We start from the raw sequence: 24,225 nt of genomic DNA, 5'->3' as shown, positions 1-24,225 counted from the left end.
AAGAGCCGCACTCCCATGACGGAGTGCGGCTCTTCTCGTTCCCGGAGGGAACGCGGTGGAACGAGAGCGAGCCGCGACCCCGAAGGGACGCGGCTCGCTCTCGTCTGCGGCGGATCAGCCGAAGCGGCCCGAGACGTAGTCCTCGGTCGCCTGGACGGACGGGCGCGAGAACATCGTCGCGGTGTCGTCGTACTCGATGAGCTTGCCCGGCTTGCCGGTGCCCGCGATGTTGAAGAACGCGGTGCGGTCCGAGACGCGCGAGGCCTGCTGCATGTTGTGGGTCACGATGACGATCGTGTAGTCGTTCTTGAGCTCCTCGATGAGGTCCTCGATCGCGAGGGTCGAGATCGGGTCGAGGGCGGAGCAGGGCTCGTCCATCAGGAGGACGTCGGGGGAGACGGCGATCGCGCGGGCGATGCACAGACGCTGCTGCTGGCCGCCGGAGAGACCGGAGCCCGGCTTGTCGAGGCGGTCCTTCACCTCGTTCCAGAGGTTCGCGCCCTGGAGCGAGCGCTCGACGAGCGCGTCCGCGTCCGACTTCGAGATGCGGCGGTTGTTGAGCTTCACGCCGGCCAGCACGTTGTCCCGGATGGACATCGTCGGGAACGGGTTGGGGCGCTGGAAGACCATGCCCACCTGCCGGCGGACCTGCACCGGGTCGACGCCCGGGCCGTACAGGTTGTTGCCGTCGATCAGGACCTCGCCCTCGACGTGCGCGCCGGGGATGACCTCGTGCATGCGGTTGAGCGTGCGGAGGAAGGTCGACTTGCCGCAGCCGGACGGGCCGATGAAGGCGGTGACCGTGCGGGGCTCGATGGCGAGCGAGACGCCCTCCACCGCGAGGAACTGGCTGTAGTAGACGTTGAGGTCGTTGACCTCGATGCGCTTGGACATTGCTTCCTTCGGGGATTCCGGCCGGAGCCGAGTGGTGGGTGTCAGCGGCCGAGCTTGGGGGCGAAGATCTTCGCGATCAGGCGGGCGACCAGGTTCAGCGCCATGACGATCAGGATGAGGGCCAGCGCGCCGGTCCAGGCCCGGTTGAGGAACGCCTCGGCGTCGGGACCCTGGTTCGCGTACTGCGTGTAGACGAAGACCGGGAGGGTCATCATCCGCTCGCTGAAGAGGTCGTAGTTCATCGACGCGGTGAAGCCGGCGACGATGAGCAGCGGGGCGGTCTCGCCGATGACGCGGGCGATCGCGAGGGTGATGCCCGTCGTGATGCCGGCGATGGAGGTCGGCAGCACGATCTTGACGATGGTCAGCCACTTCGGCACGCCGAGGGCGTAGGACGCCTCGCGCAGCTCGTTCGGGACCAGCTTCAGCATCTCCTCCGACGAGCGGACGACCACGGGGATCATCAGCACGGCGAGGGCGATCGAGCCGGCGAAGCCCATCCGGACGCCGGGGCCGAGGAGCAGCGCGAAGAGCGCGTAGGCGAACAGGCCCGCGACGATGGAGGGGATGCCCGTCATCACGTCGACGAAGAAGGTGATCGCCCGGGCGAGGTGGCCGCGGCCGTACTCGACGAGGTAGATCGAGGTGAGCAGGCCGATCGGCACAGAGATCAGCGCGGCCATGGCCGTGATCTCGAGCGTGCCGATGATCGCGTGGAGGGCGCCGCCGCCCGCGTCGATGACGTTGCGCATGGACGAGGAGAAGAAGAGCGGATCGAACCGCGCGACTCCGTTGGAGACGACCGTGTAGAGCAGGGAGATCAGCGGGAGCAGCGCGATGATGAACGCGGTCGCGACCAGCGAGGTCACGAGGCGGTCGACAGCCTTGCGGCCGCCCTCGACCAGGCGCGAGACCACGTAGATGGCGACGTCGAAGAGGACGGTGCCCCAGAAGATCGCTCCGACGAGGCTGAAGTCGTTCATCATGCCGGCCGCCTGGAGGATCAGGAAGACGGCGGCGAACACGACCCAGCTGCCGACGAGCAGCATCCAGGGAGTGCCCTTGGGCAGCTTGCCCGCCTGCAGCGAGAAGGGCATCGACGAGGTGGCGGCGGACATCAGTTGGCTCCCGAGAAGGCCTTGCGGCGGTTGACGATGAACCGCGCGACCGAGTTCACGACGAGGGTGATGACGAAGAGGATGAGGCCCGAGGCGACGAGGACGTTCACGCCGACTCCGCTCGCCTCCGGGAACTGCAGCGCGATGTTCGCGGCGATGGTGTTCGAGTTCTGCGAGGTGAGCAGGAGGAAGGAGACGACCGTCGCGGGCGAGAGCACCATCGCGACGGCGAGCGTCTCGCCGAGGGCCCGGCCGAGGCCGAGCATGGCGGCCGAGACGATGCCCGGGGCGCCGAAGGGCAGGACGGCCATGCGGATCATCTCCCAGCGGGTCGCGCCGAGCGCGAGCGCCGCCTCCTCGTGCAGGCGCGGGGCCTGGAGGAAGATCTCGCGGCAGACCGCGGTGATGATCGGGATGACCATGACGGCCAGCACCACCGAGGCGGTGAGGATCGTCTTGCCGGTGCCCGACGCCTGGCCGCCGAAGAGCGGGAACCAGCCGATGTTCACGTTGAGGAAGAGGTAGAAGGGCTGCACCATCGGCGCCAGCACGGTCGCGCCCCAGAGGCCGAAGACCACCGAGGGGACGGCGGCGAGGAGGTCGACCACGTAGCCGAGGGCCATCGCGATGCGGCGCGGCGCGTAGTGCGAGATGAAGAGGGCGATCGCGATCGAGAGCGGCAGGGCGATCACCAGGGCGATCACCGCCGACCAGACCGTGCCGAAGACCAGGGGGCCGACGTAGGCCCAGAAGCTCGTCGCGTCGCCGGGGAGGCTGCCGGCCGGCGCGGTGAACGCGGGGATCGACTGCGCGATCAGGAAGATCGCGACGGCGGCGAGGACGAGGAGGATGAGGGAACCGGCGGCGACGGTCGAGATCGAGAAGACCCGATCTCCGACACGCACCTTCGCCTTCGGGCGGACGACGGTCTCAGTTGCCATTCCAGGGGACTCTCTTCAGACGAGGGGGTTCGGCGGGGCGCACAGGAAGATGCTAGGGCTCGGAGGGGGCGTCCGGTGGGTCGAGCCCGGCACAGGCGGGGCCCGTCCCGCGGATCGTGCTGCGAGACGGGCCCTGCCGGTGGGACTACTTGATCGACTCGATCGCGGTGGCGACGGTCGAGGCGAGCTCGGAGCTCAGGGGAGCGGAGCCGGCCTGAGCGGCGGCGGCCTCCTGGCCCTCCTCGCTCGCGACGTAGGAGGCGAAGGACTTGACGACCTCGCCCTTGTCGGCGTCCGCGTACTCCTGGCACACGATGAGGTAGCTGACCAGGACCATCGGCCAGGCGTCCGCCTCGGTGCCGGTACGGTCGATCTTGATCGCGAGGTCGTTGTCCTCGCGGCCCTCGGCGATGGGCGAGGCGGCGACGACCGCCGCGGCTCCGTCGGCCGAGATGGTCGAGAACGCGTCGCCGACCTTCAGCTGGGCCATGTCCATGCCCTGGGCGCCGGACTCGTCGGCGTAGCCGATCGTGTTGGTGCCGTTCTTGACCGCGTCGACGACACCCGAGGTGCCCTTGGCGCCGTCACCGCTCTGGTACGGGAAGGTCTGCGCGGCGGGAGCGTCCCAGACGTCGCTCGCGGTGGCCGCGAGGTAGTCGGTGAAGTTCTGCGTGGTGCCCGAGTCGTCCGAGCGGTGCACGGAGGTGATGTTCGCCGACGGGAGGGTCGCGTCGGGGTTCAGGGCCTTGATCTCCGGGGCGTCCCAGGAGGTGATGGTGCCCTTGAAGATGCCAGCGATGGTGGCCGCGTCGAGCTTGAGCTCGTCGACGCCCTCCACGTTGAAGATGACCGCGATCGGCGAGATGTAGACCGGGAGGTCGATCGCCTTGGTGTCGGGGGCGCAGGCGGCGAAGGTGCCCGCGAGCTCCTCGTCCTTGAGCGCGGAGTCGGAGCCGGCGTAGTCGGCGGCGCCGTCGATGAAGTTGGTGCGGCCGGCGCCGGAGCCCTGCGGGTCGTAGTTGACCGTGACCTCGGGGTTCGCGGTCTGGAACGCGGCGGCCCAGGTGGTCTGCGCGGTGCCCTGAGCGGACGAGCCGATCCCGGTGATGGTGCCGGAGAGCGTGGAGGTGGTGGCGGAGCCGGAGCTGCCGCCTGCGGCCGGTGCCTCGTTGGCAGCGCAGGAGGTCAGCGTGATCGCTGCGACGGCGGCGACGACGGCCGCCTGGCCGAGACGCGAGAATCTCACAAGTATCCCTTTCGGGTAGGAAAGCGTGGAAAACAGAACAGGGCCTGGTGCAGCCCGCGAGCGAGAGTACGGAGGGGTCGTGTCCTGGCACCGACCGCTCGGTGAACGCGCGGTGAACGGGTCCGCCTCGGGGATTGCGGAGCGACGGGGCGGCGGGGAAGGCGCGGTGCGTCGGGCGCGTCCCGGCTGCGCGACCGGCCCGGTGCGGAGGGACCCGTCGAGCCGGACGCGCAGCGCCCGGGCGGGTCAGGCCAGCGGCGTGTGCGTCTCGATCGCGACGATGCCGGAGCCGGGGTGACCGGTGGAGAGGTGCACCACGGCGAAGCCCCCGGTCGGGAGCGCTGCCGCCTCGTCGAGGTAGGCGCCGAGAGGAGTCGCCGTGGCGAGGGCGATCTCGCGCAGGATCTCGGGGATCACCGGCCGGTGACTGCAGAGGACGGCGGTGCGGCGGGCGCGGACCCGCTTGCCGACGAGGGCGCGGACGTCGGCGGTGCCCTGCTCGTGCGCCTCCTGGCTGAGGTCGTCGCGCAGCTTGACCGGCTTCCCGACCAGACCGGACAGCGGGGCGATGGTCGACCGGCAGCGCTTGGCGGTGCTCGAGACGAGGCGGCGCGGGCGCCAGGCGGCCACGGCCTGAGCGGCGGCCGCGGCCTCGACCCGGCCGCGCCCGGTGAGGCGGCGGGTGGAGTCGCGGCCGTCCCAGGAGGAGGCGGGCACCGCCTTCGCGTGCCGCAGGACCACGATCGCGAAGGTCTCGAGCGCACCGCGTGCGGCGATCCGGGCGAACTCGTCGACGATCGTCACGTCGTGCGGATAGGTCAGGTAGCTCCGGGCCCGCTTGAGCGTCACCCACTCGAGCGCCTCGACCTCGTCGTTCGGGAGGAAGTCGGACGCCAGGACGGCCTTCTCGGTCACCTGCGCCGCCCAGTAGTAGACGGCCTTCGGGCGCCCGCTCGGCAGCGTGTACTCGGTGCACCCCAACGGCACCCCGAGCGCCACCGAGAGCCCGGTCTCCTCGCGGATCTCGCGCACCGCGGTCTCCGGGAGGGACTCGCCCGCGTCGACCTTGCCCTTGGGCAGGCTGACGTCCCGGCGGTGCGGCCGGTGGATCACGAGGATGTGCGGGCGGCCCTCGATGATCCGCCAGCACACCGCTCCTGCTGCGTAGACGGTGCCCGTCACGGGCGTCAGCGGCTGGAGGCCCGGTTGGCGGACCGTGTCGCCGCGCGCTTGCGATGGGTGATGTGCTGCATCAGCTGGTTCTGCAGGTCGGCGAGCGGAGCGCCCTCCTCATCGAGGTGGTGCCGCGTCCAGTCGCCGTCCGGGCCGAGCCACCAGGAGGCGGTCCGCTCGTCCATCGCCCGCTCGAACATGTCGTCGATCTCGCTGAGGTGCGCCGGCTCGACGATCCGCACCAGAGCCTCGACGCGGCGGTCGAGGTTGCGGTGCATCATGTCGGCGCTGCCGATGAAGACGTCCGGCTCGCCGCCGTTGACGAAGCTGAAGATGCGGGAGTGCTCGAGGTAGCGGCCGAGGATCGAGCGCACGCGGATGTTCTCGGAGAGCCCCTCCTGGCCGGGCTTCAGCCCGCAGATGCCGCGCACCCAGACGTCGACCGGCACGCCGGCCTGGCTGGCGCGGTAGAGCGCGTCGATCACGGACTCGTCGACGATCGAGTTGACCTTGATCCGGATGCCCGAGGGCCGCCCCGCGCGGGCGTTCTCGGTCTCGGCGGCGATCCGCTTGAGCAGGCCCTTCCGGAGGTGGCGCGGCGCGACGAGCAGGCGCTTGAACTTCTTCTCGATCGCGTAGCCCGAGAGCTCGTTGAACAGGCGCGTGAGGTCCTTGCCGACCTCGGGGTCGGCCGTCAGGAGTCCGAGGTCCTCGTAGATGCGCGAGGTCTTCGGGTTGTAATTGCCGGTGCCGATGTGGGAGTAGTGGCGGAGCACTCCACCCTTCTCCTGGCGGATGACGAGCGCGAGCTTGCAGTGGGTCTTCAGCCCGACGAGCCCGTAGACCACGTGCACGCCCGCCTTCTCGAGCTTGCGCGCCCACGAGATGTTCGCCTGCTCGTCGAAGCGCGCCTTGATCTCGACCAGGGCGAGCACCTGCTTGCCCGACTCGGCCGCGTCGATGAGCGCCTCGACGATGGGGGAGTCGCCCGAGGTGCGGTAGAGCGTCTGCTTGATCGCGAGCACGTCCGGATCGGCCGCCGCCTGCTCGAGGAACGACTGCACGCTCGTCGCGAAGGACTCGTAGGGGTGGTGAAGGAGCACGTCGCCGCGGGAGACCGCCTTGAAGACGTCCTGCCGCTGGTTGGGCTCGCTGGGCGAGAGCTGCACCGCCGTCGTCGGGACGTGATTGGGGTACTTCAGGTCCGGGCGGTCGATCTTCTGCAGGCTGAAGAGCCCGCTGAGGTCGAGCGGGGCCGGGAGCTTGTAGACCTCCTGCGTCGTGATGTCGAGCTCGCGGACCAGCAGGCCCAGCGTCTCGTCGTCCATGTCATCGGTGACCTCGAGGCGGATGGGCGGGCCGAACCGGCGGCGCAGCAGCTCCTTCTCGAGGGCCTTGATCAGGTTCTCGGTCTCGTCCTCGTCGACCTCGACGTCCTCGTTGCGCGTCACCCGGAACACGTGGTGGTCGAGGATCTCCATGCCGGGGAACAGGTCGTCCAGCTGGTTGGCGATCAGGTCCTCGAGCGAGATGAACCGCATCGGCTCGCCCGGCGCCGCGACTCCGGCGATCCGCACGAAGCGGGGGAGCATCTGCGGCACCTTGAGGCGCGCGAACTCGACCTTCTGCGTCTTCGGGTTCCGCACCCGCACCGAGAGGTTGAGCGAGAGGCCGGAGATGTAGGGGAACGGGTGCGCCGGGTCGACCGCGAGCGGCATCAGAACAGGGAACACCTGGGCCGAGAAGTAGTCGTCCAGCACGGTGCGCTCGGCGTCGCTCAGCTCGTCCCAGCGGACGAGGTCGATGCCGCCGGCGCGCAGGGCGGGCTCGACGAGCTCCTTGAACGCTCGGGAGTGGCGCTGCTGCAGCAGGTGCGCCTTCTCCGAGATGTCGGTCAGCACGTCGACCGGCACGCGGCCGATGTTCGTCGGCAGGGCGAGCCCCGTGAGGATGCGGCGCTTGAGGCCGGCGACCCGGACCATGAAGAACTCGTCGAGGTTGGACGAGAAGATCGCCAGGAAGTTCGCCCGCTCGAGCGCCGGAACCAGCGGATCCTCCGCGAGCTCGAGCACGCGCTGGTTGAACGCGAGCCAGCTCAGCTCCCGGTCGAGGTAGCGGTTGTCGGGGAGGAGCGGGTCCGAGTGCTCCTCCTCGTCGTCGAAGTCGTCGTCGAGGTCATCGCTGAGACCGTCTTCGAGAAGCAGGTTGTCGCCGTCCATGCGACCATCCTGGCACCGCGTCCGTCCGCTCCGCGCCGCCGCTCGTGAATGCCGGATGAACGGGGCCGGGGGAGGCCCTGTGGAGGAGTGCCGGCTCAGCGCAGCGGCGCGGCGCGCTGCAGGTACTGCACGTCGACGGAGGCGTCCGTGAACCCGAGCGAGCGGTAGAGCGCCACCGCCGACCGGTTCTCGGCCTCGACGTAGAGGTCGGCCGCGGTGCAGCCGCGCTCGAGCATCCGCGCGAGCCCGGCGTTCAGCAGGGTGCGGCCGAGTCCCCGTCCGGCCGCCTCGGGGGCGACCCCGAGGACGTAGATCTCGCCGGTCGTCGATCCGGGCTCGATCTTGAGCCAGTCGTATCCGAGGAGCGTGCCGTCGACGTCGCGGAGCAGGAGGAAGTCGCCCTCGTCGAACCACGGCTCGGCGCGGCGGGCCGCCAGGTCCTCCTCCGTCATCCGCCCCTGCTCGGGGTGCGCGGCGAAGATCCGCGCGTTCAGGGCGATCCACTCGGCCGGAGCGAGGTCGCGGGCGTCCGAGAGGACGACGCCCTCGGGGACGCGGACCTCGGGGGCGGCGAGCGGCTCGAGCTCGAGGTGCAGGAGGGTGCGAACCGGTGCGAAGCCGTGGGAGGCCGCGAGGGCCCGGGCGGCGGGGTGGTCGCCGTGCGCCCAGGCGAGCAGGCCCGTCCGGCCGCTCGCGAGGACCTGCTCCAGGGTCGCGGTGCCGAAGCCGACCCCGCGCCACTCCGGATCGACGACGAACTCCAGCTCGCCCTGCCCGAGGATCGCCGCCGCCACGACCACGTCGGCGCGCAGCCCCACGAGGAGGGTGCGCGAGCCGGCCCGGGCGTCGACGAGGGTCTGATCGCTGAAGGGGGGCTGGTGGTCGAACCAGGCGGCGCGCCCGATCAGGTGCTCGAGGCCGGCCGCCACCGCGGGATCGGCCAGATCCTCAACGGACAGGTTGAGCGACTCGCTCATTGTCCTCTTCGTACACGTTGAAGCGGTATCCGACGTTGCGGACCGTGCCGATCAGCGACTCCAGGTCGCCGAGCTTCGCGCGGAGGCGCCGCACGTGCACGTCGACCGTGCGGGTGCCGCCGAAGTAGTCGTAGCCCCACACCTCGCTCAGCAGCTGCTCGCGGGTGAAGACGCGCGAGGGGTGCGTAGCGAAGAAGCGGAGGAGCTCGAACTCCTTGAAGGTGAGGTCGAGCGGGCGCCCGTGGACCTTGGCGGAGTAGCTTGCCTCGTCGATCACGACGCCCGAGGCCTGGATGCGCGAGGTCGACTGCTCCTGCGCCAGCCGGCCGATCACCAGGCGGATGCGGGCGTCGACCTCGGCGGGGCCGGCCGAGTCGAGGATGACGTCGTTGACGCCCCAGTCGGCCGAGACGGCCGTGAGCCCGCCCTCCGTGAGGATCAGGATGAGGGGGACGTTGATGCCCGTGGTCGTGAGGATCTTGCAGAGCGACTTGGCGCTGGCGAGGTCCTGCCGCGCATCGACCAGGATCAGATCGCAGCTCGGGGCGTTCACGAGCTGGGCGGGCTCCGCGGGGATCTGCCGGGTCCGGTGGCTGAGGAGCCCCAGTGCGGGGAGCACCTCGGCGCCTCCCGCCGAGGTCAGTATCAACAACTGCGCCACGGATCCTCCAGAACTGGTCTGCCCGCAATACTAGCGGCGGGCCGGGAGGGGCGTCCGCCTGGGGCACAATTGTCGGATGGGCAGGGATCGGGTGGGCATCGGAGTCGTCTGGGCGCTCGCACTCGCGGGCTCCGTGCTGACTCTGGCGATCGCCGCTCCGGAGTCCCGGCAGCTCTGGCTCGCGCTGACGTTCGGCGGCTGCGTGCTCGCGACCTTCGCGGTGCAGCTCGCCGTGGCCCGCGCCGAGGGGTACCTCCTCCGCGCGATGACGAGCATCGTCGGAGCGATGGCCGTGGTCGCGGTCGCGAGCGGGATCGCCCTCCTCCTCCCCGCCTGAGCGGTCGCGCCGTCCTGTCCCGAGCACCCGGATCCGCACCGCCTGAGCGGCCGCGTCCGCCCCGCCCCGGCGTCGGAGGCGGCGGGTAGGATGAGCGCATGCTTCTCGCCCTGGAACTCTTCTACCTCGGTCTGCTCGGGCTCGCCTCCCTCGCCATCGCGTGGGTCTCCGGCGTGGTCGTCTACAAGCTCTACCGCGGCCAGCGCTAGCCGCCGCCGGAGCCCGAGTGATCTCGCTTCCGTCGGGCCTGCCGCCCGAGCTCGTCCCCCTGTCCTGGCTGCTCGGCGTCTGGGAGGGCTCGGGCGTCATCGACTACACGATCGGCGACGACTCCGTCCAGGCCGAGTTCGGCCATCGCATCAGCTTCAGCTACGACGGCCTCCCGTACCTCAACTACAACTCCTACACGTGGCTGATCGAGGAGGGCGCCGAGGAGGCGCCCCGGCCGCTGGTCACCGAGACCGGCTACTGGCGCCTCAGCCGCGCTCTGACCGACTCCGACGCCGGCCCGGGAATGCTGCCCGGCCGCGGCGCACCCGCCTTCCCCGACGCGGAGTCCGTCGAGACGCTGCGCAACGCCGCCGGCGGCTTCGACATCGAGGTCTCGCTCGTGCACCCGGACGGGGTCAGCGAGCTCTACCTCGGCCAGGTCAAGGGGCCGCGGATCGACCTCGCGACCGACGCGGTGATGCGCACCGCCGCGGCGAAGGACTACGCCGCCGCCACCCGCCTCTACGGCCTGGTCGACGACCACCTGCTGTGGGCGTGGGACATCGCCGCGCTCGGCCAGGGCCTGCGGACCCACTCCTCCGGACGGCTCGCCCGTGTCGACTGACGCGCTCTCCCCGCTCCTGGCCGCCCCGGGCGCCGTCGCCACGACGAGCGCCGCCGAGCCCGGCGTCGCCGCTCACTACGGCGAGCCCTTCCGCGAGCAGCGCGCTCTCGCCGCGGGCACCGCGCTCGTCGACCTCTCCGGCCGGGGCGTCGTGACCGTCACGGGGCCGGACCGCCTCACCTGGATCGACTCGCTCACCAGCCAGGCCGTCTCGCGCCTCGCTCCCGGCGCGTCGGCCGAGACGCTCCTGCTCGACCCGACCGGCCGGATCGAGCACGTCATCCGCCTCGTCGACGACGGCGAGACCGCCTGGCTCCTGCTCGACCGCGACGAGACGGCCGGCCTGGCCGCCTGGCTCGACCGGATGCGCTTCATGCTCCGCGTCGAGGTCGCCGACCGCACCGACGACTTCGCGACCCTCGCCGCCCTCGGCGACGGGCCGGCCCTGACGCTCGCCCTGTCCCTGGCCGAGGAGCCCGTCGTCTGGAGCGACCCGTGGTCGCAGGTCCAGCCGGGCGGCTGGCAGTACGCGCTGACCACAGAGCACCCCGGGGCCTCCTGGGAGCTCCGCGAGGTCCTGGTCCCGCGAGCGGCCCTCGAGGCCCTCGCGGAGACGGCCGTCGGGGTGGGAGTGGCCCTCGCCGGGGTCGATGCCCTCGAGGCCCTGCGCATCGCCGCCTGGCGCCCGCGCCACGCGACGGAGGTCGACGAGCGGTCCATCCCGCACGAGCTCGACCTCCTCCGCTCGAGCGTGCATCTCGCCAAGGGCTGCTACCGGGGCCAGGAGACGGTGGCGAAGGTGCACAACCTCGGGCACCCGCCGCGGCGCCTGGTCCTGCTGCAGCTCGACGGCTCCGACTCGGTCCTCCCCGCCCACGGCGACGTCGTCACGGCGCTCAAGGGCGGCGAGCCGGTCGAGGTCGGCACGGTCACCTCGAGCGCCTGGCACTACGAGGACGGACCGGTCGCTCTCGCGGTCGTCAAGCGGAGCGTCCCGGTGGACCTCGAGCTGACCGTGCTGGCCGACGACTCGCGCGTGGCCGCGGCCCAGGAGGTCGTGGTCCCGCCCGGAGCCGGAGCGGAGGCGGGAGTGCCCCGCCTGCCCCGCCTCGGGGCGACGACCAGGTAGGCCACGCCGTGGTGGCCGCACGTCCCGCCGAGCGGGGCCGGGCGGCCGAGCGGCTGCGCGGTCTCGTCCGGGCCCCCGAGCTGAGTCCCGCGCGCGCCCTCGCCCGCGCGGGGGCGTCGCTCCCCGCAGTGCTGCAGATCGTGCTCGCGGCGACCCTCGCCTACTCCGTCGCGCACTTCCTCCTCGGGCACCCCGCGCCGGTGCTGGCGCTGACGGCCACGATCTCGAGCCTCGGCATCGCGCGCGACACCCGTCCCAAGCAGGTGGCCGAGACAGCGACGGGGATGCTCATCGGTATCACGGCCAGCGAGGTCCTGCTCCTGCTGTGGGGGAGCGGCGTCTGGCAGCTCGCCGTCGTCCTCGCGATCGTCTTCACGCTCGGCCGGGCCCTCTCGCCCTCGCCGGGGTTCGCCGTGGCCGCCGGGACCCAGGCGATGCTGGTGATGGTCCTCCCTGCGCCGGACGGAGGCGTCTTCACCCGGAGCGTCGACGGCCTGATCGGCGGGCTCGCGGCGCTGCTCTGCACGGCGATCGTGCCCCGCCCGCCGCTGCGCACAGCGCGGGCCGAGGCGCACCGGCTCCTCACCGCGCTCAGCCGGACCGTGGAGGAGCTGGCCGAGGCGCTCCGCCGGGGCGACTCCTCGGCGTCCACCGCGGCCCTCGAGCGGATCCGCGGGACGCAGCCGGTCATCGACGGCTGGACCGCGGCGCTCGACTCCGCTACCGGCGTCGCCCGGATCTCGCCGTTCGTCCGCCGGCACCGCGGCGAGCTCTCCCGCCAGGCCGTGATGCTGTCCGCGCTGGACCTCGCGACCCGTGATCTGCGCATCGTCGCGCGCCGCACCGACTTCCTCGTCGGGGACGGCGCCCCGCGGCCGGCGCTCGCCGGAGCGGTCGCCGCCCTCGGCCCGGGCATCGCGCTGCTCGGCCGCGCGGTCGCCGATCCGTCGGTGCTCGCCCTGGCGCGTCAGGACCTCGTGCTGCTCGCGACCACGCTCGACCCCCAGCGGCTGATCCCGGAGGCGCGCCTCGCCGAGAAGACGGTGCTCGTCCTGCTCCGCCCGCTCGTCGTCGACCTGCTCACGGCGACCGGCGCCGCTCCCGCCGAGGCTCGGGCCGCTCTGCCCCCGCTCGCCTAGGGCTCAGGAGGTCCGGTGCTCAGGCCCGGCGCTCAGCAGGAGGGGGCGACCGCCTCCCACGCGACCGTCACCTCGCCCAGGCGCCAGCGCCGCGGCCCGCCGAGGACCGGCCACTCCGGCCGGAGGTCCCGGACCGTCGCGATCCACCGCTGACCCGGACTGTAGACGGCGAGAGGGGCGTTCAGCGTCCACGCCCGCTCGAGGGCGGAGAGGAAGGCGTGCACGCCCTCGCCGGGCACGTTGCGGTGGATGAGGGCCTTCGGCAGGCGCTCGGCCGCCGTCATCGGCGAGGGGATCGCCGCGAGCCGGAGCGAGAGGGTCAGCGAGCGCGGGCCCTCCCGGCCGACCTCGATCCAGGTGCAGATGCGGCCGATCTCGTCGCAGGTGCCCTCGACCAGGACGCCGTCGGGCTGCAGACGGTCCGTCATCGTCGCCCAGGCTCTATGAACCGCGTCCTCGTCGTACTGGCGGAGCACGTTGAAGGCGCGGATGACGCCTGCCCGCCGCCCCGCGGGCAGGGGCACCTCGAAGCCGCCGCGCTCGAAGCGCACGCGCGCGTCCGCAGGGAACGGCGTGCCGCCCTCCCTCACCCGCGCGAGCTGGCGCCGAGCGGTGTCGACCCGTGCGGGCTCGATCTCGAGGCCGAGCACCTCGACGTCGGGCGCGGCCCGGACGAGCCGGCGGTGCAGCTCGAGCGTGGTGACCGCGCTCGCCCCGAAGCCGAGATCGACGACGAGCGGGGAGGCGGTGCTGCGCAGGACGGGCAGCTCGGCGAGCCGGCGGTCGACCCGGCGGAGGCGGTTCGTGCCCGTCGTTCCGCGGGTGACGGCTCCGATGGGCATGCTCTCCAGCGTATCCGCGGGTGAGGGGGCCGCCTCTAAGCTGGACGCATGTCCGAGACCTACACCCTCATCCTCGTGCGCCACGGCAACAGCGAGTGGAACCAGAAGAACCTGTTCACCGGCTGGGTCGACGTGCGCCTGACCGAGCAGGGAGTCGCGGAGGCCACCCGTGCCGGCGAGCTGCTGACCGAGGCGGGCCTGCACCCCGACATCGTCTACACGTCGCGCCAGACGCGTGCGATCCAGACCGCCAACATCGCCCTCGAGGTCGCCGACCGCCTGTGGATCGACGTCAAGCGCTCCTGGCGCCTCAACGAGCGCCACTACGGCGCCCTGCAGGGCAAGGACAAGGCGCAGACCCTCGCCGAGTACGGCCCCGAGCAGTTCCAGACCTGGCGCCGCTCCTTCGACGTGCCGCCGCCCCCGCTCGACGACGACGACCAGTACTCGCAGGCGCACGACGAGCGCTACGCCGACCTCGGCGACGCACTGCCCCGCACCGAGTCGCTGAAGCTCGTGATCGAGCGGATGCTTCCGTACTGGGAGTCCGACATCAAGCCGGACCTCGCCTCGGGCAAGACCGTCATGATCACCGCGCACGGCAACTCCCTCCGCGCGCTGGTGAAGACGCTCGACGGCATCTCGGACTCGGACATCGCGGAGCTCAACATCCCGACCGGGATCCCGCTCGTCTACGAGCTGAACGAGGACTTCGAGCCCATCGGCGAGGCGCGCTACCTCGACCCCGAGGCCGCGGCCGCCGGTGCCGCCGCCGTCGCCGCCCAGGGCGCCAAGAAGTAGCACCGCCCCGAACGCGCGAACGGCCCGCCCGAGTCCTCGACTCCGGCGGGCCGTTCCCGTAGCCCCGGAGGCGGAGCGCACGGACACGTCCGGCCCGCAGGAGACGCTCGTTCCTGCGGGCCGGACGGTGAGACGGGCTGGAGCCCGAGGTGTCGACTAGGAGTAGTCGCCCGAGATCAGGTACTGGACCTTCTTGGCGATCGACACGGCGTGGTCGGCGAAGCGCTCGTGGTAGCGGCTGGCGAGGGTCGCGTCGACGGTGTCGGCGGCCTGGCCCTTCCACGCCTCGCTGAGCACCTTGTCGAAGACGCTGACGTGCAGCTCGTCGATCTTGTCGTCCTCGTCGCGGATCTCCTCGGCGATGCGCGGGTCCTGCGAGCGGAGCAGGTCGGTCAGCTTGTGCGCGACGACCACGTCGAGGCGGCCCATCTCGACGAACGTCGGACGCAGGCTCTTGGGGACCACCTTGTCGGGGAAGCGGTAGCGCGAGAGCTGGGCGATGTGCTCGGCGATGTCGCCCATCCGCTCGAGCGATGCGCTGATGCGCAGCGCCGAGACGACGATCCGCAGGTCGCGGGCGACCGGGTTCTGCCGGGCGAGGATGTCGATCGCGAGCTCGTCGAGGCTGATGGCCAGCTCGTCGATGCGCGCGTCGCTCGCGATGACCTCCTCCGCGAGGGTGACGTCGGAGTGGTTGAACGCCTGGGTCGCCTTCTCGATGGCGATCTCGACGAGTCCGGAGATCTCGACGAGTCGTTCCTGGACCTCGGCCAGCTCCTGCTGGAAAACTTCGCGCATCTGTGTTCGACCCTCTCTACGGCGCGCGCGGACGACGGCGCCGGATCTGCGGCGAGCACCTCGCACGCCGCTGCGACTGCACTCCGTGGGCGCAGGCGCAGTCATGATGACCACGGCAGGTTAACGGACGGTGCCGGGCGTTTGAACAGTACTCGACCCCCGGAGGATCGACGGGCGTCCGGTAGGGGGACGCCCGGTGGATGGTTAGCCTGGGTCCGTGGATTCGGGCTTGATCGTGGTTCTGTCACTCGTTCTCGGTGTCGCGATCGGGATCCTTCTGACGACCGTGCTCACGCTCGCCGCCCGCCAGGGCCGCATCGCGCAGGACGTGATCTCGGTCGGGCTCCCCGAGGGGATCGAGGCGATCATCGACGCCGTCGGCTCGCCCGCCTTCGTGACCGACCCGTCGCACAACGTGCTGAAGGCGTCCACCCGCGCCGTCGCGCTCGGCCTGGTCTCGCAGGACACGCTGCTCCACCCCGACCTCGCCGCCATCGTCGACCGCGTCCGCCGCTTCGGCGACGACATCGTCCAGGACCTCGAGCTCGCGACCAGCCCGCTCTCCGACGCCGCCGTGACGCTCGTCGTCCACGCGACCCGCCTGGGCTCCCGCTACGTCCTCGTCATCGCCGAGGACCACACCGAGGCGCGCCGGCTCGAGGCCGTCCGCCGGGACTTCGTCGCCAACATCTCCCACGAGCTGAAGACCCCGATCGGCGCCGTCGGCCTGCTCGCCGAGGCCCTCGACTCCGCCGCCGACGACCCCCAGCAGGTGCGCCGCTTCGCGCACCGGCTGACCCAGGAGTCGCACCGCCTCGCGAAGATCACCCGCGAGATCATCGAGCTCTCCCGCCTCCAGGCCGCCGACGTCGCCGGCTCCGCCGAGATCATCCGCGTCGACGACGTCGTCACGGCGGCGCTCGAGACCACCCACGTCCTGGCGGAGTCGCACGACGTCACCCTGGTCAAGGGCGGGATGAAGAAGGCCTACGTCGTGGGGCAGGAGAAGATGCTCGTCTCGGCGCTGCACAACCTCCTCGCCAACGCCATCCAGTACTCGCCCGCCGGCTCCCGCGTGGGCATCGGCGTCCGCTCCACCGGCGGCGTCGTCGAGATCGCCGTCACCGACCAGGGCATCGGCATCCCGGAGGAGGACCTCGACCGGGTGTTCGAGCGCTTCTACCGCGTCGACCAGGCCCGCTCCCGCCACACCGGCGGCACCGGCCTCGGCCTCAGCATCGTCAAGCACGCCGTGCAGAACCACGGCGGCGACGTCCGCGTCTGGTCCAAGCCCGGCCGCGGCTCCACCTTCACCATCCGGCTCCCCGAAGCCGACCCCGCCCGGACGCCCTTCGCGGCGACCGCCCCGATAGGAGAACACGCGTGACCAGCATCCTGCTCGTCGAGGACGAGAGCGCCCTCAGCGAGCCCCTCAGCTACCTGCTCGAACGCGAGGGCTACGACGTCACCGTCGCCGAGGACGGCAACCGCGCCGTCGCCGCCTTCGACGAGGGCGACTACGACCTGATCCTCCTCGACCTCATGCTGCCCGGCATGCCCGGCACGGAGGTCTGCCGCGAGATCCGCACCCGCTCCTCCGTCCCGATCATCATGGTCACCGCCAAGGACTCCGAAGTGGACATCGTCGTCGGCCTGGAGCTCGGCGCGGACGACTACGTCACCAAGCCCTACTCCACCCGCGAACTGCTCGCCCGCATCCGCGCCGTCCTCCGGCGCCGCACCGAGGAGCCCGGCGAGGAGCGGATCGTCGTCGCCGGCCCCGTCCGCATGGACATCGAACGCCACACGGTCGAAGTCGACGGCGTCGAGACCCCGATGCCCCTCAAGGAGTTCGAGCTCCTCGAGATGCTCCTCCGCAACGCGGGCCGTGTCCTCACCCGCGGCCAGCTCATCGACCGCGTCTGGGGCAGCGACTACTTCGGCGACACGAAGACCCTCGACGTCCACGTCAAGCGCATCCGCTCCAAGATCGAGAAGACGCCGAAGGAACCGGTGCTCCTGGTTACTGTCCGCGGCCTCGGCTACCGCTTCGACGCTTGATCGCGGGCCCTGGCGGGGCGATCTGCGGCGTTGTCGTCGGTTGCGATACCGCTGGTATCGCGCCCTCCTCCGCCTTGCAGCTCACCCCGCCAGGACCCGCGATCAACCCTGTGCTGGAGGGGTGAGGGGCGGGGCCGTCGCTGCGCGACGAGCCGGATGGGGTAGGGCCGTCGCTGTGGGACGAGCCGAGGGGGTGGGGCCGTCGCTGCGCGACGAGCCGTCGAGGGTGGGGCCGTCGCTTCGCGACGAGCCGGGCGGGGGCGTCGCTCAGGGCGTGGTGCTCGAGTGGTCGGCGTATCGAGACCCGCGCAGCCGGACGCCGCCCGCCTGGTGGTGAGTGGCCGACGGAGTCGGCGGATCGTGACCTGCGGGGACGACGAAGGGCCGCCCACCGGGGTGGACGGCCCTCGAGGGCGGAGGGGGCTACTCCGCGGTGGGAGCGTCGACGCCGGGCTCGGCGGTGGGAGCGTCGACGCCGGGCTCGGCGGTGGGAGTGGGGAGCGCGGTCCGGGCGGGGTCGGCCGTCGGGGTGACGGTCGGCGTCGCGGAGGGAGCGGGAGTCAGCGTCGAGTAGGCCTCGAGGGCGTTCGTCAGGACGGGGACGAGGAGCTCCTTGCCCTGCTCGGAGCCGTACTGGAAGTAGACGGGGAGGAGGCCGCCGGGAATGGTGTCGATGTCGTCCATCTGGACGGCCTCGGTGCTGTCGGGGCGGACCTCGGTACGGCCGGGGACGGCGTCGACGGTGTCGCTGGTGCGGCCCGCGGAGCCCTCGTACTGCACCTCGACGCTCAGCGCCTCATCGGTGGAGTTCACGAGCGTCACGATCAGGGTGCCGGCCTCGCCGTCGTCCGAGACGATCATCGCGTTGCGGATGGCGAGATCGCCGATCGTCGCGCCGACTCCGTCGCTCGGGTCGTAGATCTTGCGCGTCGCCTGCGGGGCGACGAGGTTGCAGCCGGCGGTAGCGAGGGCGACGCCGACCGCGAGAACGACGGATGCAGCGATACGCGCCTTCACAGGAACCTCCAGATCGTCGGCCCCGCTCGCCCCGGACAGGGCGACTTCACTGTGCACGAGCCGACACCAGGCTAGCGTAGCGAGCACCGCGGCTCCGCCCGTCCGGACTCCCGTCCCGCTCGGCGCGCATGGTAATCTGTCCGCCGCTGAAAGGACGTCGCATGCAGTTCGAGGTCGGAGAGACGGTCGTCTACCCCCATCACGGAGCCGCCACGATCGCCGAGGTGAAGACCCGGACGATCAAGGGCCAGGAGAAGACGTACCTGAAGCTCCGCGTCGCGCAGGGCGACCTCGTCATCGAGGTGCCCGCCGACAACGTCGACCTGGTCGGCGTCCGCGACGTCATCGGCCGCGAGGGCGTCGAGCGCGTGTTCGAGGTTCTGCGCGCCGAGGTCGTCGAGGAGCCGACCAACTGGTCGCGCCGCTACAAGGCCAACCTCGAGAAGCTCGGGTCCGGCGACGTCGTCAAGGTCTCCGAGGTCGTCCGCGACCTCACCCGCCGCGACCGCGACCGCGGCCTCTCGGCGGGGGAGAAGAGCATGCTCGCCAAGGCCCGCCAGATCCTCGTCTCCGAGCTCGCCCTGGCCGAGAAGACCGACGAGGACGCCGCCTCCGTGCTCCTCGACGAGGTCCTCGCATCCTGAACGGTCCGGCCGGCGCGCCGACCGCGGCCGTCGTCGTCGTCGCCGCCGGCAGCGGCACGAGGCTCGGCCGCGAGCGCCCCAAGGCCTACGTCGACTGCGCGGGGCGGACGATCCTCGAGCGCAGCCTGCGCACGGTGCTGCTGCTCGCGGAGCCGGTCCAGATCGTCGTCGTGGCTCCCGCCGCCCTCCTCGAGGAGACGGCCGCTCTCGCGCACGCCGCCGGCGCCCCGGACGGCTCCGTCAGCGTCGTCGCCGGAGGCGCCAGCCGCCAGGAGTCGGTCGCTCGGGGGCTCCGGGCGCTCGGCCCGGCCGTGGAGACGGTGCTCGTGCACGACGCCGCCCGCGCCCTCACGCCCGTCGACCAGTTCGAGCGGGTGATCGCGGCGGTCCGGGAGACGCGCGGTGGAGTGATCCCGGGTCTGCCGGTCACCGACACGATCAAGCGCATCCGCGCCGACGGCGGGATCCTCGGCACGGTGGACCGCTCAGAGCTCGCCGCGGTGCAGACGCCGCAGGGCTTCCCGCGCGCGCTCCTCGACGAGGCCTACGCCTCGGCGGAGGAGGACTTCACCGACGACGCGGCGCTCCTCGCCTCGCGCGGCGGCCCCTCGACCGTCGTCGCCGGCGATCCGCTCGCCTTCAAGATCACCACCCCCTGGGACCTGGCCCGCGCCGAGCAGGTGCTCGCACCGCCGCCCGTCGTCGTCGTGCCGCGCGTCGGCATCGGCACGGACGTGCACGCCTTCGACGACGCGTCGCCGCTCTGGCTCGCCGGGCTGCACTGGCCGGGGGAGCGGGGCCTGTCCGGGCACAGCGACGGCGATCCGGTCGCCCACGCGATCTGCGACGCGCTCCTGGCGGCGGCGGGTCTCGGCGACATCGGCTCCCGCTTCGGCACGGCCGACCCGCGCTTCGCGGACGCCCACGGCGAGGTCTTCCTCCGCGCGACCCGCGAGCTGGTGGAGGCCGCCGGCTTCGCCATCGGCAACGTCTCGGTGCAGCTCATCGGCAACCGCCCGAAGTTCTCGCCGCGGCGCGAGGAGGCGCAGAGGCTGCTCTCGGAGCTGCTCGGCGCACCGGTCAGCGTCGCCGCCACCACCTCGGACGCGCTGGGCTTCACCGGCCGGGGCGAGGGGGTCGCCGCGACCGCGACGGCACTCGTCCTCCCCACCCCCGCTGTCACCCGGTAGTCCCCGGGCGGAGCCGCCGACCCGGCCGGGAGCGGTCCGCCCGGTAAACTCGCCCGCGTGACTCTGCGACTGCATGACTCGAAGGCCCAGGCCCTCGTCGATTTCGTCCCCCTCCGCGAGAACGAGGTCGGGATGTACGTCTGCGGACCCACCGTTCAGTCCTCGCCCCACATCGGGCACCTGCGCTCCGCCCTCGCCTACGACCAGCTGCGCCGCTGGCTGGCGTACCGCGGCTTCCAGGTCACCCTGGTGCGCAACGTCACCGACATCGATGACAAGATCCTCGCCATCGCCGAGGACGCGCGGCGTCGGGTGCCCGAGGGTGCGCCGGTCGAGCAGTGGTGGGCGCTCGCCTACCGCGTCGAGCTCGAGTTCACCGCCGCGTACACGGCCCTCGGCATCCTCCCGCCGACCTACGAGCCGCGCGCGACCGCGAGCATCGCCGAGATGATCACCCTCATCCAGACCCTGATCGAGCGCGGTCACGCCTACCCGGCGCCCGACGACTCCGGCGACGTCTACTTCGACACGCGGTCCTGGCCGGACTACGGCTCGCTCACCCACCAGCGCCTCGAGAGCATGGAGGCGGCGACCGACGCCGACCCGCGCGGCAAGCGCGACCCGCACGACTTCGCTCTCTGGAAGGGCGCCAAGCCGGAGGAGCCCGAGTCGGCCGCCTGGGCCTCGCCGTGGGGCGCCGGGCGCCCCGGCTGGCACATCGAGTGCTCCGCGATGTCGACGAAGTACCTCGGCACCCAGTTCGACATCCACGGCGGCGGGCTCGACCTGCGCTTCCCCCACCACGAGAACGAGCTCGCCCAGTCCAGCGCCGCCGGCCACGCCTTCGCCAGCTACTGGCTGCACAACGGCCTCGTGTCCGTCATCGGCCAGAAGATGAGCAAGTCGCTCGGCAACTCGGTGTTCGCCTCCGAGCTGCTCGAGGCGGCCCGCCCGCTCGTCGTCCGCTACTACCTCGGCTCGGCCCACTACCGCTCCACCCTCGAGTTCCACGACGGGGCCCTCGAGGAGGCCGAAGCGGCGCTGGAGCGGATCGAGGGCTTCCTCGTGCGCTCCCGCCGCCGCCTCGACGGCACGCGGTTCGCCGCGCTCGGCGAGCCGGTGGTTCCGGAGGAGTTCGCCGAGGCGATGGACGACGACCTGTCCGTCCCGCAGGCCATCGGCGTCCTGCACGAGACCGTGCGCGCCGGCAACGCCGCCCTCGACGCCGAGGACCTCGGCTCCGTCTCGGCCCTGCGCACCCAGGTGCTCGCGATGGCGGCCGTGCTCGGCATCGACCCGGAGGCGCCCGAGTGGGCGCGCTCCGACGACGAACCCTCGTACCGCGCGCTCAGCGTGCTGGTCGACCGCCTGGTCGCCGAACGCCAGACCGCGCGCGAGCAGCGCGACTGGGCGAGCGCCGACCGCATCCGAACCGATCTCGCCGCGGCGGGAATCACGATCGAAGACACCCAGACGGGTGCGCATTGGAGTCTCGATGGCGAATAAGCCCGGCCGCCCCGGAGCGGTCCGAAAGAAGAGCAAGGGCAAGGCCGTCGGTTCCGGCGGTCAGGGCCGTCAGGCCCTCGAGGGCAAGAAGCCCACGCCCAAGGCCGAGGACCGGCCCTACCACCCCGCAGGCAAGGCGAAGCTGGCGCGTGAGCGCTTCGTCGCCGCCGGCGGCAAGGGGCGCCCCGGCGGAGCCCTCTCCGCGGCCGCCCGCGGACAGGGGCGCCCCGCCCCGTCGCGCAAGCCCAAGAGCGGCGACGACTTCGAGATGGTGACGGGCCGGAACTCGGTCCTCGAGGCGCTGCGCGCCAGCATCCCGGCCACCACCCTCTACCTCGCGACCCGCATCGAGATGGACGACCGGGTCAAGGAGGCGCTCAAGATCGCCACCGCCCGCGGCCTTCCCGTGCTCGAGGTCATGCGACCGGAGCTCGACCGCCTCGCCGGCCCCGACTCCGTGCACCAGGGCCTCGTGCTGAAGGTGCCGCCCTACGAGTACGCCCACCCGAGCGACCTGCTCGAGCGCAGCGTCTCCCGCGGAGCGGTCCCCCTCCTCGTCGCCCTCGACGGCATCACCGACCCGCGCAACCTCGGAGCGATCATCCGCTCCGTCGCCGCGTTCGGCGGCCAGGGCGTCATCGTCCCGCAGCGCCGCTCCGTGGGCCTCAACTCCGCCGCCTGGAAGACCTCCGCCGGAGCCGCCGCACGCATCCCCGTCGCGATGGCGTCCAACCTCACCGCCATGATCAAGGACTTCAAGCGCGCAGGCGTCTTCGTCATCGGACTCGACGGCGACGGCGACGTGATGCTCCCCGGCCTCGAACTCGCCGACCGGCCGCTCCTCGTCGTCGTCGGCAGCGAGGGCAAGGGCCTCTCCCGCCTCGTCACCGAGCAGTGCGACGCCGTCGTCTCCATCCCGATCAGCTCCGCCACCGAATCCCTCAACGCCGGGATCGCGGCGTCGGTCGCGCTCTACGAGATCTCCAAACTCCGCTCCGCCTCCGAGTAGCGCGGGCGCCGGCACGGCGATCTGCGGCGTTGTCGTCGGGCGCGATACCGCCGGTATCGCTTCCTCCTCCGCCTTCCAGCTCACAGCGCGAGCGCCGGCACGGCGATCTGCGGCGTTGTCGTCGGGCGCGATACCGCCGGTATCGCTTCCTCCTCCGCCTTGCAGCTCACCGCGCCGGCACCCGCGCTCCAGGTCTGGATGTCAGGGGCGCCGCCTTCGGCGAGCGGACAGGGGCGCCGCCTGCGGCGAGCGGACCGAGTGCGCCGCCTGCGGCGAGCGAGCCGGGGGGATGCGAAGAGGGCCCGTGCTGACAGCGCGGGCCCTCTTGCGGTGGTGGGGGGGTCAGACGTTCTTCGTCCAGTCGACGTCGGCGTCCTCGTCGGTGAGCTCGGCGTCGCCGGACTCGTCGAGGACGAGGTTCGGGAGGGTCAGCGCCTCGGTGGGAGGAGCGATGACCGTCGCCTCGTCGCGGCGGTGACGCAGGATGTCGTTCACGTAGGCGGTGACCGCCTCCGCCAAGGGGACGTCGCGCGCCTGCTGCTGCGACATGAACCAGCGGTGCTCGAGCAGCTGGTGGAACATCTCGGCCGGCTCCAGGCGGCCCTTGAGATCGCGGGGGATCGAGCGGATGACCGGCTCGAACACCTGCGCCAGCCACTCGTGCGCCACCATCTCCTCGTCCAGGCCCTGCTTGTCGTAGGTCGCCGTGTACGAGTCGAGGTCGTTGAGCAGGCGTCGCGCCTGGTTCTCCTGCGCGTCCAGCCCGGTGAGACGGAGCAGCCGCCGCTGGTGGTGGCCGGCGTCGACCACCTTCGGCTGGATCCGCACCGTGGACCCGGCCTCGTCGGTCTTGATCGCGAGCTCCTCGATGTCGAAGCCCAGCTCGTTCAGCCGGTTCACGCGGTCGTTGATCCGCCAGCGCTCCGAGGTCGCGAACGACTCGGCACCGGTCAGCTCCTTCCAGAGGCTGCGGTACGCCGCGACGATGCCGTCGGAGACCGTGATCGGGTCGAGGTCGTCGTCGACGCGACCGCCGGCCTCGAGGTCGAGCAGCTCGCCGGCGATGTTGACGCGGGCGATCTCCAGATCGTTCTCGCGCTGGCCGTTCGAGAGGCCGCCCGAGTAGAGCTGCCCGGTCTCCGCATCGACCAGGTAGGCGGCGAAGGCGCCGGCATCGCGCCGGAAGAGAGTGTTCGAGAGCGAGACGTCGCCCCAGAAGAAGCCGATCACGTGCAGGCGGACCAGGAGGAGCGCCAGCGCGTCGACCAGACGGGTCGCCGTGTCCGGCCGCAGCGTCTGCGAGAAGAGCGCCCGGTAGGGGAGCGAGAACTTGAGGTGACGGGTGACGAGCACGGCGGGCAGGGCCTCGCCCTCGTCGTCGGTGCGGTTCGTGATCACCGCGCCCGGAACCACGCACGGCACGTCGAGGCGCTGCAGCGTCTTCAGCATCTCGTACTCGCGCCGCGACATCTCGGCGGTCGTCTCCTTGACGGCGACGACGTGTCCGGAGAGGTGGGCGAAGCGGACCGTGTGCCGCGAGATGCCCTTCGGCAGGGCGGCGATGTACTCGTCGGGCCAGTCGTCGAGCCGCAGGTTCCACGGCAGGTCGAGCAGGGCCGGGTCGACGGTGGCCGAGGTGATGTTCAGGGAGCCGGACATGGTGCGCCGTTCGTGTCGCGTGTCGGACG

The 24,225-nt window shown here is 71.7% G+C and carries 23 protein-coding genes; 11 read left to right on the top strand and 12 right to left on the bottom strand.

Going from position 1 to position 24,225, the window contains the following annotated elements:
- Positions 1-114: 114 nt before the first annotated feature.
- From pstB to C5D04_RS06860, 8 genes are all read right to left on the bottom strand, one after another.
- Positions 115-894, bottom strand: coding sequence for a phosphate ABC transporter ATP-binding protein PstB (pstB, locus tag C5D04_RS06895; RefSeq protein WP_104224707.1), 780 nt, complete (start codon positions 892-894; stop codon positions 115-117).
- 41 nt (positions 895-935) lie between these two features.
- On the bottom strand, positions 936-2,012 hold the full coding sequence (gene pstA / locus C5D04_RS06890; protein ID WP_104224706.1) for a phosphate ABC transporter permease PstA: 1,077 nt from the start codon (positions 2,010-2,012) through the stop codon (positions 936-938).
- Positions 2,012-2,953: a phosphate ABC transporter permease subunit PstC gene (gene pstC, locus C5D04_RS06885; protein ID WP_104227270.1), complete on the bottom strand. Its 942-nt coding sequence runs from the start codon at positions 2,951-2,953 to the stop codon at positions 2,012-2,014. Before pstC ends, pstA begins: the two co-directional genes overlap by 1 nt.
- A 145-nt stretch (positions 2,954-3,098) precedes the next feature.
- Positions 3,099-4,199, bottom strand: coding sequence for a phosphate ABC transporter substrate-binding protein PstS (pstS, locus tag C5D04_RS06880; protein WP_104233897.1), 1,101 nt, complete (start codon positions 4,197-4,199; stop codon positions 3,099-3,101).
- 246 nt (positions 4,200-4,445) lie between these two features.
- On the bottom strand, positions 4,446-5,381 hold the full coding sequence (locus tag C5D04_RS06875; protein ID WP_104291660.1) for an NUDIX domain-containing protein: 936 nt from the start codon (positions 5,379-5,381) through the stop codon (positions 4,446-4,448).
- A 5-nt stretch (positions 5,382-5,386) separates the two neighbouring features.
- The gene (locus tag C5D04_RS06870; RefSeq protein WP_104291659.1) at positions 5,387-7,591 is read right to left on the bottom strand and encodes an RNA degradosome polyphosphate kinase; all 2,205 of its coding nucleotides are present in this window, start codon (positions 7,589-7,591) and stop codon (positions 5,387-5,389) included.
- 95 nt (positions 7,592-7,686) lie between these two features.
- Entirely contained in the window at positions 7,687-8,568 is an 882-nt protein-coding gene (mshD, locus tag C5D04_RS06865) for a mycothiol synthase (protein WP_104224701.1), read from the bottom strand.
- On the bottom strand, positions 8,540-9,229 hold the full coding sequence (locus C5D04_RS06860; protein WP_104224700.1) for a winged helix-turn-helix domain-containing protein: 690 nt from the start codon (positions 9,227-9,229) through the stop codon (positions 8,540-8,542). Before C5D04_RS06860 ends, mshD begins: the two co-directional genes overlap by 29 nt.
- 76 nt (positions 9,230-9,305) lie before the next feature.
- On the opposite strand from C5D04_RS06860, the gene C5D04_RS06855 reads away from it, so the two are divergent.
- The 4 genes from C5D04_RS06855 (at position 9,306) to C5D04_RS06840 (ending at position 12,669) form a co-directional block, all read left to right on the top strand.
- Positions 9,306-9,566, top strand: a complete 261-nt coding sequence (locus C5D04_RS06855; protein WP_146076503.1) for a hypothetical protein — start codon at positions 9,306-9,308, stop codon at positions 9,564-9,566.
- A 226-nt stretch (positions 9,567-9,792) separates the two neighbouring features.
- Positions 9,793-10,401: an FABP family protein gene (locus C5D04_RS06850; RefSeq protein ID WP_104224698.1), complete on the top strand. Its 609-nt coding sequence runs from the start codon at positions 9,793-9,795 to the stop codon at positions 10,399-10,401.
- The gene (locus tag C5D04_RS06845; protein ID WP_104291658.1) at positions 10,391-11,530 is read left to right on the top strand and encodes a folate-binding protein YgfZ; all 1,140 of its coding nucleotides are present in this window, start codon (positions 10,391-10,393) and stop codon (positions 11,528-11,530) included. Before C5D04_RS06850 ends, C5D04_RS06845 begins: the two co-directional genes overlap by 11 nt.
- An 8-nt stretch (positions 11,531-11,538) precedes the next feature.
- A complete protein-coding gene (locus C5D04_RS06840; RefSeq protein WP_104291657.1) occupies positions 11,539-12,669 on the top strand; it encodes an aromatic acid exporter family protein in 1,131 nt (376 codons plus the stop codon).
- A gap of 32 nt (positions 12,670-12,701) precedes the next feature.
- On the opposite strand, the gene C5D04_RS06835 is transcribed toward C5D04_RS06840, so the two are convergent.
- Positions 12,702-13,511, bottom strand: a complete 810-nt coding sequence (locus C5D04_RS06835; RefSeq protein WP_104291656.1) for a class I SAM-dependent methyltransferase — start codon at positions 13,509-13,511, stop codon at positions 12,702-12,704.
- Positions 13,512-13,559: 48 nt separating this feature from the next.
- Between C5D04_RS06835 and C5D04_RS06830 the strand changes: the two genes are divergently transcribed.
- Positions 13,560-14,312, top strand: a complete 753-nt coding sequence (locus C5D04_RS06830; RefSeq protein WP_104224694.1) for a phosphoglyceromutase — start codon at positions 13,560-13,562, stop codon at positions 14,310-14,312.
- Positions 14,313-14,468: 156 nt separating this feature from the next.
- On the opposite strand, the gene phoU is transcribed toward C5D04_RS06830, so the two are convergent.
- Entirely contained in the window at positions 14,469-15,110 is a 642-nt protein-coding gene (phoU, locus tag C5D04_RS06825) for a phosphate signaling complex protein PhoU (RefSeq protein WP_104224693.1), read from the bottom strand.
- 217 nt (positions 15,111-15,327) lie between these two features.
- On the opposite strand from phoU, the gene C5D04_RS06820 reads away from it, so the two are divergent.
- A complete protein-coding gene (locus C5D04_RS06820) occupies positions 15,328-16,497 on the top strand; it encodes a cell wall metabolism sensor histidine kinase WalK (RefSeq protein WP_104258259.1) in 1,170 nt (389 codons plus the stop codon).
- Positions 16,494-17,171: a response regulator transcription factor gene (locus tag C5D04_RS06815; RefSeq protein WP_104227263.1), complete on the top strand. Its 678-nt coding sequence runs from the start codon at positions 16,494-16,496 to the stop codon at positions 17,169-17,171. Before C5D04_RS06820 ends, C5D04_RS06815 begins: the two co-directional genes overlap by 4 nt.
- A 423-nt stretch (positions 17,172-17,594) precedes the next feature.
- Here the strand turns inward: C5D04_RS06815 and C5D04_RS06810 are convergent, their stop codons facing one another.
- Positions 17,595-18,188, bottom strand: a complete 594-nt coding sequence (locus C5D04_RS06810; protein ID WP_104347455.1) for a hypothetical protein — start codon at positions 18,186-18,188, stop codon at positions 17,595-17,597.
- Positions 18,189-18,349: 161 nt separating this feature from the next.
- Between C5D04_RS06810 and C5D04_RS06805 the strand changes: the two genes are divergently transcribed.
- From C5D04_RS06805 to rlmB, 4 genes are read left to right on the top strand one after another with little or no spacing between them, the layout of a single operon-like run.
- Positions 18,350-18,832 carry a CarD family transcriptional regulator gene (locus C5D04_RS06805; RefSeq protein ID WP_104224589.1) on the top strand — a complete coding sequence of 161 codons (483 nt, stop codon included), beginning with the start codon at positions 18,350-18,352 and terminating at the stop codon, positions 18,830-18,832.
- Positions 18,826-20,022 (top strand): 2-C-methyl-D-erythritol 4-phosphate cytidylyltransferase, encoded by a 1,197-nt coding sequence (gene ispD, locus C5D04_RS06800; RefSeq protein ID WP_104347458.1) that lies wholly within the window; start codon positions 18,826-18,828, stop codon positions 20,020-20,022. The genes C5D04_RS06805 and ispD overlap by 7 nt, the downstream gene beginning before the upstream one ends.
- Positions 20,023-20,079: 57 nt before the next feature.
- Positions 20,080-21,528, top strand: a complete 1,449-nt coding sequence (gene cysS / locus C5D04_RS06795) for a cysteine--tRNA ligase (RefSeq protein WP_104347454.1) — start codon at positions 20,080-20,082, stop codon at positions 21,526-21,528.
- Positions 21,518-22,537: a 23S rRNA (guanosine(2251)-2'-O)-methyltransferase RlmB gene (rlmB, locus tag C5D04_RS06790; RefSeq protein ID WP_104224591.1), complete on the top strand. Its 1,020-nt coding sequence runs from the start codon at positions 21,518-21,520 to the stop codon at positions 22,535-22,537. The genes cysS and rlmB overlap by 11 nt, the downstream gene beginning before the upstream one ends.
- Before the next feature lie 342 nt (positions 22,538-22,879).
- Here the strand turns inward: rlmB and C5D04_RS06785 are convergent, their stop codons facing one another.
- Entirely contained in the window at positions 22,880-24,196 is a 1,317-nt protein-coding gene (locus C5D04_RS06785) for a DUF4032 domain-containing protein (protein WP_104226481.1), read from the bottom strand.
- Positions 24,197-24,225 lie beyond the last annotated feature (29 nt).

It is taken from the genome of Rathayibacter sp. AY1D2, from assembly GCF_002932695.1.
GTDB lineage: Bacteria > Actinomycetota > Actinomycetes > Actinomycetales > Microbacteriaceae > Rathayibacter.
Note: the sequence above shows the minus strand (reverse complement) of the source record. Positions and strands in the feature narration are given on the sequence as shown.